This is a genomic window from Enterobacter sp. JMULE2, from assembly GCF_013337145.1.
GTDB lineage: Bacteria > Pseudomonadota > Gammaproteobacteria > Enterobacterales > Enterobacteriaceae > Enterobacter > Enterobacter mori.
In genome coordinates, this window is record NZ_SGWD01000010.1 from 879676 (window position 1) to 892400 (window position 12725).

Consider the following 12725-nt stretch of genomic DNA (forward strand, 5'->3'; position numbering starts at 1 on the left):
CCGCCCCTCGCTGTTCACCAAAGCGCATCAGGTCAGGCAGGCAGATTGTGTTTTTCTTTGCTCAACACCTGTTTCTCAGGCGCTCAGCAAAGAAAAAAGCGGACAGAGAAGCTCTGCCCGCTTGCGACTTACGCAGTGGCGCGTTCGTTCCAGCTGTCGGAATGGATGATGTTGCCGTCCTTATAGGTCCAGGTGATTTTTTCGTAGCGCAGCTCAATCTGCTCGAGGTGGTTGTGCTTCTCGAACGCCGGATCCTTGATGTCGTGCATCTTCGGATTCACTTTCACCAGCTTCACGTTTTCCAGTTTGGTGTTGAAGTACTCCACTTCCTGGCCCGCGTCGTTGATTTTGTACCACTTGAACTCCGCAGACTTCAGGGTCTGGCCGGTGGTCACCGCCTTGTACAGGTACGGGCTGGAGGAGTCGATTTCCTTGGTGAACAGGAACGGCGTGTGGATACGCGTACCGGTCAGTTTGCCGGTGTTGTTGTCGGTCGGGATGTACAGGTTATGCTCCTGCGCCACCACCTCGATGCTGCCTTCACGGTCCTTCACGTCCACGGAACCTTTAATGTCCGCGCCGCCGTCGTCCTTCAGCCACAGATAAACAGGAATTGCCATGTTAATTACTCCATTTCATTTTTTGACGCGCCATCATCCGATGACGCGGGTGTGTTGCCCGGCAGCCGGCAGGCATTTGCCTGCGGCACCAGGCTGATTTCGACACGGCGGTTGAGCGCACGGCCCTCCGGGGTGTCGTTGGTGGCGACAGGACGGCTTTCACCGTAGCCCTGCACCGCAAAACAGCTCTCCGGCACGTCGCCGGTATCGCGCATCCAGTCGCGCACGGACTCCGCACGCTTAAGCGACAGCACCTGGTTGGACTGGTCATCGCCCGTGCTGTCGGTATGGCCTGCCACCACAATCAGCCAGCCGGGCTTTGCCTTAATCCCTACCAGCGAGTTCACCAGCAGCTTCACCGAGCCGAGTTTCAGGGCCCATTTGCCGGTGTCGAACAACGACATGCTGTCGAGACGAAGGGTTTTCGGCCCCTGAATGATTTTCTTAATGACCGGAGGAGGCGGTGGCGGTGGTGCCCAGTCACTGACTGCGGCCTCAACGGGCGGAATCAATCGCAGTCCCTGATACAGACCCATGCGATAACGCAGTGGCTCCCCACGACGCGCCCAGTCGTCCAGCAGTGCACCATCGGCCCGCAGGCGCTGCTGCGCACGCAGTTTCGGGGCAACAGGCTGCCCCGTCAGCTGGTGATATAACGCAAGGTGATCGCCAACATTACGAATGAGGCGCTGGTTGTTCACCCAGGACGCTAGCATGGCCAGCGCCAGGAAAATCCCGCCCAGTAATCCGGCATAACGCCAGAACACCATCCTGCGGCTCACGCCACGTCGGCGCGGCAACGCCGGCAGCAGTAGTTCAGGCAGCGGCAGTGGCTCTGTGCTCACAACGGCATCCGGTGGCAGCGCCGTCACGGAAGTGATGTGCTGTTGCCAGAGATTGCCCACGATACCAGTCACCGGCACCATGCACATACCCTGCACGCAGGGCGTCATCACTGGTAACTCTCCCCGCCGTACCGACAGCAGGTCATTCACCGCGCTGTTTTGCCAGGCAAGCAGACTGTCCAGCCACAGGACATGACTCAGACGCGAAAGACGCCCGTCAGTTCCGGTTTCCAGGATCCACTCCGTCAGTGACACATTGCCCTGACCGGACTGATACACCTGAATACCGCTTCGCGGGTTTATCGTGGTAAACCTGACGGGCTCAGCCTGCGCACAGACCACAGGAGGGGATATCCAGGTCACGGTCCACAGCGGGGGGAGTGTGCCAAATGCCGCACGGCACCGGACGACAGCACGCTGCCAGCCCCGAAGATGCTGGGTAAAATCATCACCGGAGATGTGTTGCTCAGGTACCACCGCCAGCATGACGGAGATTTGCGACACCAGGGCCGGGCGCACAAGGCTCAGGTGCTGTGCCAGGAGTGGCAGTTGTTCCGCATCCTTTACCCACAGATACCAGCCCTGCCGGGTTTCCCGGTGACAGGAGCCGGACACAAACAGCGGGCTGTTGTCGCCGCAGACGAGGATCACCGCCCCCTGAAAATCTTCCGGCGGCAGGTTTTCATCTACAATCTCGCGGACAGCGGTCGCCCGTGCCTGAGAAGCCCGGCGCTGGCACCAGAACATCACCCCGGAGACCAGAGCGACCAGCAGGCTGAGTGCCACACGGCTGCCCGTAGACAGTGGCCAGAATCCCAGAATGAGCCACAGCGCCAGTACGGCACCCAGGACAGTTAACAGACTTCGGTACGCATCCCGCATCGCTTACTCCGGCCTGACCGTCTGGCTTACCAGCTCGGTAAGCGAAGACGAGAGGAAGAACCAGAGCGCCGCCAGGGCGACAACGGCCATGATCCAGGCCAGCCAGTACTCGCGTCGACCGCTGCGCAGACGTGATGCCCGGGCAACAATAGGGGCATCCTGTGCCAGCGTGAAGGCCGGAACCCGTTCTGCAAGCGCGCGAATTGTATCTTCCCGACGCTCGTCATCCTGGGCGCGATACTGACCCACGAACCCCAGCTGCAGTGTTCGGTACATACAGGTCAGGACGGCGGCGTCAGGGGCAGTTTCCTTCAGCAAATCTCGGATCCTTTCCCACAGCTCCTCACCGGCATTTAGGGTACCAAAGAAGTGTGCCTGTAGCGGGTCACGGTGCCAGGTCAGATAGCCATCATCGGTGGTACCCCGGTTCATCACGCTCTCATCAAGCAGTGCACACAGGGCATACACCATATGGTCACAGCTGATGTCGCTGTAACCTGCCTCCGTGAGCGCAGCCTTCGCCTCCTGCACCAGACGGCAGGCCCGGCGATAGAGCCCTTCGCCGTCACGGACCTCCTGTCCGCCCCGCAGCTGGCTGGCCATCAGCCAGCCCGGGTAGAAAATGCGCTCAATTTGACTCATTTCTAATGTATTCATGTACGCAGCACCGCAAAGAGTTCAAGTTTCACATCCCCCAGTGAGCGCGGGGTATAGAAGGTGCAGCTTCCCGCTTCCAGCATCGCCCGTGCCGCCTCACTACTCAGATCCAGCGAGAAATACTGGTTCTCAAGGCGTAACGGGATAGCGGTCGGCACATGGGTCAGCGGCCTGATAACCATCCCGCTCAGGGCCACATTCACCACATCCGAAACATCATCAAAGCTGCCCGCTTTACACAGCTGCGGGAATTTCGTCTGAAGTTCATGGTTCGGCATGGAAGAGCGTACGGAAAGGTAGAAATCCGCCCCTTCGCGCAGGCGGGCATCGTGCAGGGCACCTTTCCAGATCTGATCCTGATGCTCCAGGTGGATACTCACCACCCTCGACGGCAGGCTGGCTTCCAGCAGTTTATCGAGCAGTGCCAGCAACGGCGGGAATACCCGCTCTGGTGCATCATGCTTGTAAGCAGGAATGTCCCCGGCGTCGTGTTCAAGTGAGAAAGTCAGCAGGCTGCCGGCCAGCCGGGTCAGTTCGCGGTACAGCAGTTCCGGGTGCCTGCCCGGTGTCTGCAGCAGTTCCGTCAGCACCGGCTCGGCGCTGTTCAGGGCATTGAGCAGCCAGAACAGGGAGACATCCGCGACCGCAAAATCGGCCATCCGTTCATTGCTTTCACGACGCATGGCCATCAGGCGACGGCGGCGGGCCTGCAGACGAACCAGCAGGTCACCCAGCTCGGTGGCAAGCCACGGGCTAGCAGCAACAGAAAGCATCGGCGGGATAAAGGCCGGGTCACGGCACCACTGCCCCTGTGCATTACGTACCAGACGGGCGACCGGGCAGGTCAGGTATGCTGTGTTTTCCTGGCCGGACAGACGCAGTGTCAGGGCATGACGCAGGATCGCGAGTTCCCCGCTTTCATGCCCGGCCAGTTCCTGCACCACCACACGTTCGGCTTTCCAGCGACGCGGGCGTTCACTGTCCTGCCCGTTATCGAGGTTGCCACCACTGGCGCTCAACAGCGGCAGCGCAGCAACCACTTCAACGGCTTCAGAGCCGTTTGCAGCGGATAAATCGCAGACCGGCGGAAGATTATCCGCCAGATCCGTATCAACTATCGTGCCATCCTGGAAACGCACGACCAGTCGGGTGGCATTCAGGCGCGAGAGCACCAGTGCAGCATCATCAAACTCTGCCGCAACCACGCCCCAGGGATGAGAAATACCCATCCCGGCGACCATGTCGGCAACGTGTTCATTCCAGCGGGCCTGCTGCTGAAACTGTTGCGGGGCCAGGAAAGCCCCGTCACTCCATAACGGACGATAAATTTTCATCCCTGCTCCCGCCTTACGCTTTCGCTTTCGGCATCTGGCTCACCAGCGACAGGTTCACGTCCATGCCTTCCACCTGGAAGTGCGGCACCGCAAACAGCTTCACGCGGAAGAAGCCCGGGTTGTCTTCGATGTCTTCCACCACCACTTTCGCGTCGCGAAGCGGGTGGGATGCCTGCAGCTCGTCGCCCGGATCGGTCATTTCAGTCACCAGACCACGCACCCAAGTGTTGAGTTCCAGCTCCAGCAGACGGCGATCCTTGGTGGTACCGATGTTTTCGCGCCGAATCAGCTTCAGGTAATGCGCAATGCGCGACAGCAGGAAGATGTACGGCAGACGCGCGTTGATACGGCTGTTGGCGGTGGCATCTGCGGTATCGTACAGCGCCGGTTTCTGGGCAGAGTTAGCCGAGAAGAAGCAGGCATAATCGCGGTTTTTGTAGTACGACAGCGGGATAAAGCCCAGGTTGGCGAATTCAAACTCGCGGGTTTCTGGGATCATCACTTCAGATGGGATTTTCACCTGGTTACCGGTGCCAAGGTCATACAGGTGGATCGGCAGATCTTTCACCGCACCACCAGCCTGCGGGCCACGGATCTGCACGCACCAGCCATTATTGATGAAGCTCTTCACCATGTTCGAGGCGAAGGAGAATGACGCGCTGGTCCACAAATACTTATCGTGATCAGGGCCTTTTACCTGCTCGACATAGTTGAAGCTGCGCACCGGCACGGTGTCCGGACCGTATGGCAGACGCCCTAACACGCGCGGCATCACCAGGCCGATATAGCGTGAGTCGTCGGTGTCACGGAAGGATTTCCACTTAATGTACTCAGCGCGATCGAAGTAGTTGCCGATATCTTTAATCGCTGCAACTTCTTCCATGGAGTCTTTCAGGAAGAATTTCGGGCCGACGGCACCGATAAACGGCATGTGTGCCGCGGCAGACACTTTAGAGATGTTGCGCAGCAGCGCCACGTCCTGCGGACTGGCATCGAATTCATAGGAGGAGATCACAGAGCCAATCGGCTCTCCGCCAGGGGTGTCATATTCGGCGGTATAGGTGTGCCAGTAGAGTCCGCTCTGGATCAGTTCCGGCGCGTCTTCGAAGTCCTGACGCAGGTCGTCTTTCGAGACGTCCAGAATTTCAGTCTTCACGTTCTGGCGGTAGTCAGTGCTGTCCACCAGCTGCTTCAGACCGCGCCACAGCGATTCCACCTTCTGGAACTCTTGATGGTGCATTACTGCGTCCAACTGGCGACTGATCTGGAAATCCAGCTCAGCGATGTGGTGGTCAATCAGCGTTTTGTCGAGTTTCTCAACCTGCTGACCGGACTTGCGGATGCAATCCATAAATACCTGCATCGCCGCCGTCAGGCGCTCGCCTGCCGGAGCGTCAGACAACGCGGCATCGTCGAGGAAGTCGTTAATATCACCCAGGCTTGAGGCCGGGGTCAGGTTGATTTTTTCAAACAGGGAGGCGTAAACGCTCTCTTTTTCCAATACGGTGGTCTGCCCCTGCGCGGAGGCGGTTTCAGAATTTACAGACATCAGCATATTCCCAGTTAATCCATTAAAAAATGCACGCCGCTTATTTCGGGGCCAGTGCACTCATTTCGTCGCGTAATTCCTGAGACAGCGCCGGGTCTTTGAGAATTTTCTCGAGTTCTTTTCTGAAAGTAGCGTTATCAAGGAGATTAGATTTCAGATCGCGTAATAAATTACGCATCGCCAGCATGGCACGGAGTTGAGGGATCTGACGGGCCACCTGTTCCGGTTCGAAATCTTTAATATCGGAGAAACTCAGCTTCACGTTCTCTTCCGAACCATCCCCTGCCAGCGTATTCTGCACACTAAGATTCACTTCCGGGTTAAATTCCGAAAGTACGCTATTAAAGTTATTTTTATTGACGTTAATTTTTTCTCTTTCAGATAATGAACGACTTTCTTTGCCATTACTGAAATCACCGACGGTGAGGAGTTTAAGCGGCAGTTCGACTTTCTTCTGTGCGCCACCCGTGTGCAGTGCCAACTTTAAATTTATGCGTGCCTTCGGCACCTCGTTCTGGAACGTATCGGCCATAGCGGTCCCTTTCCTTAAGGAATGTTTGTTGAAAATAACAACGTTTCTTTACAAATCCATAGTAGAACAAAACACCATTCAAGATCAACTAAACAGATCATAGATCTGACATAAGACTTTTATTAAGAATTTTCATCCATTAATGATTGGTGCATGACGCCATGGAAACAAAAACCATACATGGCATTAATTGTTTATTTATGGAAACATGGAATTAAAACCCACTAGCGATGAAAGCATCCTTTTTATATCAAAGAACACGCATGTTATTGATACAAATCAATGAATGAATACAGCAGTAGATACCCTCACGCTTGAGAAATTTCTGAATCCGCAAATAACAGCACGATGATTTTCTTAAAAATATCAGCAATAAAAAAGTCCAATACTGGACAAGAAACAATTCCGAGAACGTAATAAAAATATGTTTATCATTCGCGTCATGAATGTATTTTGCAGACGAAGACTTTTCCAAATAGTCATCGTACCTCAGATGCCTGATAGTAATATCTCGCAGGAGTCATCGTAAGGTCTATTCCATTTGAGGCACGACTGTCAACATAATAAGATTTCCCAGTCTTAATTACCGGGTACCATTCGTCGGATGTCGTTGCGGCGGGAGAGGGTCAAATAAAGAGACTGGCGCTGTAAGCGCGCCAGCCCAGGTTTAGCGGTAGTAGCCTTAGGCTAACAGGCACTGATTAGTGCTTCTCGATATACATCGTCCGGCTATAGGCTACGTCTTCGGGGTTATTAATCGGATAACCTTTCACCCACGGCTTGATCAAACGTCCATTGGTATACTGATAAATCGGGGCTATAGGGGCTTTCTCGGTCAGGATTTTTTCCGCCATGTTGTAATCTTCGTTACGCGCTTTCTCGGTGGTTTCAAGCGTCGCCTGGTTGATAATCTTGTCGTAAGCCGGGTCCTTGAAACGGGAAATATTGCCGCTGTGGGTTGAGGTCAGCAGCGAAAGGAACGTCGACGGCTCGTTGTAATCCCCTACCCACGACGCGCGGATCACATCAAAATTACCGGTGTTGCGGCTGTCAATGTAGGTTTTCCACTCCTGGTTTTGCAATTTGACATCCACACCCAGGTTTTTCTTCCACATTGATGCTACAGCGATGGCAATTTTCTGGTGGTTTTCTGACGTGTTATACAGCAGAGTGAGCTTCAGCGGACGCTGCGGACCGTAACCTGCCGCCTGCAGCAGAGTCCTTGCTTGTGCGTTTAACTCCTGCTGCGACATCTGCTCAAAAGGCGATGTCTCCGGCGTAAAACCTGCCGTGACGTCAGGAGTGAAGTGCCAGGCTGGTTTTTCACCTGTACCCAGTACTTTTTCCGCCATAATACGCCTGTCGATTGTCATGCTCAGCGCCAGGCGCACGCGGGCATCAGCCGTTGGGCCTTTCTGCGTGTTGAACGCATAGTAATAGGTGCCGAGCTGCGGCGGCGTATACACCTGCCCCGGAATATCCTTCAGCAGCTTCTGATACATATTTTTTGGGAACGACTCAGTGATATCAATATCGCCCGCCAGATAACGTTTTGTGGCTGCAGACTCCTGGTTAATGGGCACAAAAGTGACTTTTTTCAGCACCGTTTTGGCGTTATCCCAGTAGTGTTCATTCGGCTCCACCACCAGCTTCTCGTTGACCACACGATCTTTCAGCACATACGCACCGTTCCCCACAAGGCTGCCCGGACGCGTCCACTCTTTACCACTCTCAACATTGGCTTTCTGAACGGGATAAAACGCAAAGTTAGCCGTCAGGTTGCTGAACCAGGGCAGCGGCTTATCCAGTTGTACGCGCAACGTTTTGGCATCGACGGCCGTAACGCCAAGCGTATCAGGCGCGGCTTTACCATCGATAATCGCCTGCGCGTTGTTGATACCCGCCAGCGCCGCAAACCACGCGAACGGTGAGGTGGTTTTTGGGTCAACCAGACGCTGCCAGCTGTAGACAAAATCCTGCGCCGTCACGGGCGTGCCGTCAGACCAACGGGCGTTATCTCGCAGCGTGAAGGTCCAGACGCGGTTATCGTTGCTCTGCCAGCGCGTTGCCACGCCGGGGGTCAGTTCCCCTTTTTCATTCTGATTCACCAGACCTTCATAAAGGTCACGGATCACCTGAATTTCAGGCAAACCTACGGCCTTAGCCGGATCGAGCGAAGCCGGTTCGTCTTTAATGTGTCTCACCAGTTCCTGTTTTTGCGCCAGGGCAGTGCCCTGCGGCACATCAGCAGCGTACGAAAGTGAAGAAAGTCCGCACAGCCAGAGTGCAGTACAGAGACGCGAAACAGGATGCTTCATAAGATCCCCTTGATTGAATTCAGATAACCAGCAGATGCGTAATTATTTGTTTCACAAATGAGAAATGCAAATACCTTCATCCGGAAAGTTGATATCTGGCAATTTTCCGCTAACACGGAAACTATTTGATAAACAGCAAGTTTTGCACAACACTGCCAGTAGAGACATTTTTATCAGGATTTCGTATGACAATCACCCGACCAAGAGCGCAACGTGGTGCTTTTCCGCCTGGCGCTGAGCAATATGGCCGTTCTTTTTTTGGTGCATCTTTGATCTGGTTTCCTGCCCCGGAGGCCGATCGTAACAGCGGTCTGATCATTGCCGGTACGCACGGCGATGAGAATTCATCCATTGTCACGCTGTCGTGCGCGCTGAGAACGCTGACTCCCGAACTGCGGCGTCATCACGTGATTTTGACCGTCAATCCGGATGGCTGTCAGCTTGGATTGCGTGCTAATGCGAGGGGGATTGACTTAAACCGCAATTTTCCGGCTGCAAACTGGCGCGCCGGAGAGACGGTATATCGCTGGAACAGCTCCGCCGAAGAGCGCGATGTGGTCCTGCTGACGGGAGATACCCCCGGCTCGGAGCCGGAGACGCAGGCGTTATGCCAGCTCATTCATAAGATCCACCCGGCCTGGGTTGTCTCGTTCCACGATCCGCTGGCCTGTATCGAAGATCCGCGCCATACGGCGCTGGGTCAGTGGCTGGCTGAGGCATTTGCCCTTCCGCTTGTAACCAGCGTGGGTTACGAAACACCAGGCTCGTTCGGCAGTTGGTGCGCTGACCTGGGGCTGCATTGTATCACCGCAGAATTCCCGCCTATCTCGTCTGATGAAGCCAGCGAAAAGTATCTCAAGGCGATGACAGAGCTTCTGCGGTGGGAACCTCAGAGGTGAAGCACGCCCGTGGTAAAATTCAGGGCGGGTGAGACGTCAACCGCCAGCCATGTCGGGCCATCGAGATCGGCAAAACGCACTTGATTTGCCAGCGGCAGCGCAGCGCCAATCGCCCGGGATGTGCATAACATGCATCCCAGCATGAGGGTAAATCCCTGCTCATGCGCCGCTTTTGCCAGCGCAAGCGCTTCGGTTAATCCGCCCGTTTTGTCGAGCTTAATATTAACCATCTCATAGCGGCCTTTAAGGCTGTCCAGACTGTCGCGGGTGTGACAACTTTCATCTGCACAGACAGGAAGTGGATGAATGAAATTCGCCAGGGCGGCATCCTCATGCGCCGGTAAAGGCTGTTCGAGCATGGCAACGTCAAGATCGGCCAGCAGCTGACAGCGTGCGGCCAGTCCCTCGCTATGCCAGGATTCATTCGCATCCACAATCAGCGTTGCCTGCGGCACTGCCGAACGAATGGCAACCATCCGTTCACTGATTAATCGATCGTCGAGCTTAATCTTTAATAACGTCGCGCCGGAGTCGTAGAGCGCTTTTGCGCTGGCCGCCATCTGTTCTGGTTCACCAATAACGACCGTCTGCGCGGTCACCACCGCCCCCGGCAACGTAATCCCCAAGTGTGAAGGCAAGGTTGTCTGCTGCTGCGCGGCCTCCAGGCTCCACAACGCGCAGTCAATCGCGTTGCGCGCTGCACCGGCGGACAGTCGCTGTTGCAACGATTCGCGGCTAAGACCCGTTTGCAGATCGGGCACCAGGGTCATGATCTGGGCCATCACCGAAGCAAGGCTCTCGCCGTAGCGAGGATAAGGCGTGCATTCACCGACCCCCTTAATGCCGTCCTCCTCTATTTCGACCACCACGACGCAGGCTTCACTGCGGCTGCCGCGGGAGATCACAAACGGGGTATGCAATGGCCAGGCTTCTTCATAGACCTTTACGCTTCTCATCACTGACTCCTTGTAGCCCGGTAAGGCATAAAAATTGGTTTGCCGTGTTATCCGCGGATGGCATACACTAGCCACGACGTTAACTATATGTAAACAGGAAGATATCTATGTCACAACTCGTTCATTTCCAGGGCAACCCGGTCTCTGTTGCAGGTGCCATTCCGCAGGTGGGTAACAAGGCGCAGGCTTTTACGCTGGTGGCTAAAGATCTGTCTGACGTCACGTTGAGCCAGTTTGCTGGCAAGCGCAAAGTCCTGAACATTTTCCCAAGCATCGATACCGGCGTTTGTGCCGCATCCGTGCGTAAATTCAACCAACTGGCAACAGAAATGGACAACACCGTCGTGCTGTGCATTTCCGCTGACCTGCCGTTTGCCCAGTCTCGCTTCTGCGGCGCTGAAGGTCTGAGCAACGTCATCACCCTTTCTACCCTGCGCAGCCCTGATTTCCTGGAGAAATACGGCGTTGGCATTTCTGAAGGTGCCCTGAAAGGCCTGGCGGCACGTGCGGTTCTCGTCATCGACGAAAACGACAACGTTGTTTTCAGCGAACTGGTCAACGAAATCACCACCGAGCCGGATTACACCGCTGCGCTGGACGCCCTGAAAGCATAATGATTGCTTAGCATTCTATAAAGCTTAGCATTGTCCTGAAACCTCGCGTCGGCGGGGGGTTTTTTATTGCCTCACAAGCTGAATCGTTAAGGCATAAATGCTTTTACTTCACATTTTTCATGTAAACATTGCTTAGTAGACAAACAAACAGGAGAGTCAACTCTCATTTATCAGGTTAAAAAACCGTTATTTCCTTACCAGTGAACCGCATCACATTTCCCCTCCCCTCTAAACATTAGATTTGCTGACGTATTCAAATAATCGTTTCAGCAAAAAGGGATAAATATGAAAATTAAACTGGCGTTGACGGTGGTTGCAGTACTGATTTCGGGTCATGTCTCGGCAAAAACATGGGTGCTGACAAGCGCTGAAAGCGGTGTAGAAAAAGGAAACTGGCGAATTTCGAGTGATGAGCTGAACGCTAAAGGGCTAAACTTCAGCATTGAACAAAAAGTTCTCCACGGCGGTAAGCAGGAAGGCAGTAAAATCATTGTTATTAGCAGTAAAAATGGCCTGACAATAACGTTGAGTCCAACCCGTGGTATGAATTTACTGCGCGTTGAGGGTTTTGGGTCAAAACTGGGCTGGGACTCTCCGGTTAAAGAGGTCGTTAACCCGGCATTTATCAATCTGGAAAGTCGAAATGGACTCGGCTGGCTGGAAGGTTTCAACGAAATGATGGTTCGCTGCGGCTATGAGTGGACAGGCCACCCGGTAACAGCGGACGGGCAGATTTACACGCTGCACGGTAAGGCGGGGAATACGCCGGTATCTCAGGTTGAAGTCGAGGTTGCTGATGCTGCACCGCATGAAATCCGCATTCGCGGTCTGATTAAAGAGAGCACCTTCAAAAAAGCCGATCTGCAAACGATGACCGAACTGCGTTATGTTCCTGGAAGCAACCAGTTCAGCCTGCATGATGTTCTGACCAACCATGCTGACTACCCGCACGACTATCAAATCATCTACCACAGCAACTTTGGCACGCCGATCCTTGAAGAAGGCGCTCGCTTCCTGGCTCCGGCCGCCAGCGTGAGTCCATTTAACGATTACGCCAAAGCGGGTCTGAACGGCTGGCAAACCTATGCCGGTCCGACAAAAGGGTTTGATGAGATGGTCTTTAATATCACGCCGCTGGCTGACAAAGATCGCCAGACGCTGGCTGCGGTGGTCAACAAAGCGGGTGATAAAGGGGCATCAATTCAGTTTGATACTCGCCAGTTGCCGGTTCTGACGTTGTGGAAGAATACCGACACGTTGAAGCAAGGCTATGTCACGGGTATTGAACCCGGTACCAGCTACGCCTACCCGGTCACGATTGAACGCGAGCAGAAACGCGTTAAGCAGCTGGAACCTGGCGCAAGTACGCAGTTCGATCTCACCTATACCCTGCTTCATAACCAGGCTCAGGTGAAAGAGGTGGAGAACAGGATCGCGGCGATTCAGGGTGAGACAAAACCAGACCTCGTTGCCACCCCAATCGCGAAGGAATAAGTGATATTCAAAAGCCTCCCTCCGG

At 54.5% G+C, this 12725-nt stretch carries 11 protein-coding genes; 3 read left to right on the forward strand and 8 right to left on the reverse strand.

Features of this window, described 5'->3' with window-relative positions; genetic code table 11:
* Positions 1-128: 128 nt before the first annotated feature.
* The 7 genes from hcp to EXW94_RS05075 all read right to left on the reverse strand — a co-directional run bounded on the left by hcp (position 129) and on the right by EXW94_RS05075 (position 8737).
* Positions 129-620, reverse strand: coding sequence for a type VI secretion system effector Hcp (hcp, locus tag EXW94_RS05045; protein WP_042716788.1), 492 nt, complete (start codon positions 618-620; stop codon positions 129-131).
* 5 nt (positions 621-625) lie between these two features.
* Positions 626-2347 (reverse strand): OmpA family protein, encoded by a 1722-nt coding sequence (locus EXW94_RS05050; RefSeq protein WP_174339651.1) that lies wholly within the window; start codon positions 2345-2347, stop codon positions 626-628.
* A gap of 3 nt (positions 2348-2350) precedes the next feature.
* Entirely contained in the window at positions 2351-3004 is a 654-nt protein-coding gene (gene tssL, locus EXW94_RS05055) for a type VI secretion system protein TssL, short form (protein WP_174339652.1), read from the reverse strand.
* The gene (gene tssK / locus EXW94_RS05060) at positions 3001-4338 is read right to left on the reverse strand and encodes a type VI secretion system baseplate subunit TssK (protein WP_174339653.1); all 1338 of its coding nucleotides are present in this window, start codon (positions 4336-4338) and stop codon (positions 3001-3003) included. The genes tssL and tssK overlap by 4 nt, the downstream gene beginning before the upstream one ends.
* A gap of 13 nt (positions 4339-4351) precedes the next feature.
* On the reverse strand, positions 4352-5893 hold the full coding sequence (gene tssC / locus EXW94_RS05065) for a type VI secretion system contractile sheath large subunit (RefSeq protein WP_375336637.1): 1542 nt from the start codon (positions 5891-5893) through the stop codon (positions 4352-4354).
* Between the two features lie 34 nt (positions 5894-5927).
* On the reverse strand, positions 5928-6419 hold the full coding sequence (gene tssB, locus EXW94_RS05070) for a type VI secretion system contractile sheath small subunit (RefSeq protein WP_174339655.1): 492 nt from the start codon (positions 6417-6419) through the stop codon (positions 5928-5930).
* A 701-nt stretch (positions 6420-7120) separates the two neighbouring features.
* Positions 7121-8737, reverse strand: coding sequence for an ABC transporter substrate-binding protein (locus EXW94_RS05075; RefSeq protein WP_174339656.1), 1617 nt, complete (start codon positions 8735-8737; stop codon positions 7121-7123).
* A gap of 185 nt (positions 8738-8922) precedes the next feature.
* On the opposite strand from EXW94_RS05075, the gene mpaA reads away from it, so the two are divergent.
* Positions 8923-9636 carry a murein tripeptide amidase MpaA gene (mpaA, locus tag EXW94_RS05080; RefSeq protein ID WP_100166174.1) on the forward strand — a complete coding sequence of 238 codons (714 nt, stop codon included), beginning with the start codon at positions 8923-8925 and terminating at the stop codon, positions 9634-9636.
* Here mpaA and ycjG read toward each other — a convergent pair.
* On the reverse strand, positions 9627-10592 hold the full coding sequence (ycjG, locus tag EXW94_RS05085) for an L-Ala-D/L-Glu epimerase (RefSeq protein WP_174339657.1): 966 nt from the start codon (positions 10590-10592) through the stop codon (positions 9627-9629). The two genes, mpaA and ycjG, sit on opposite strands and share 10 nt — an antisense overlap.
* A gap of 107 nt (positions 10593-10699) precedes the next feature.
* Here ycjG and tpx point away from each other — a divergent pair, with 107 nt between their 5' ends.
* Positions 10700-11206 (forward strand): thiol peroxidase, encoded by a 507-nt coding sequence (gene tpx / locus EXW94_RS05090; RefSeq protein ID WP_109081325.1) that lies wholly within the window; start codon positions 10700-10702, stop codon positions 11204-11206.
* Between the two features lie 285 nt (positions 11207-11491).
* The gene (locus EXW94_RS05095) at positions 11492-12700 is read left to right on the forward strand and encodes an aldose 1-epimerase family protein (RefSeq protein ID WP_174339658.1); all 1209 of its coding nucleotides are present in this window, start codon (positions 11492-11494) and stop codon (positions 12698-12700) included.
* Positions 12701-12725: the final 25 nt, after the last annotated feature.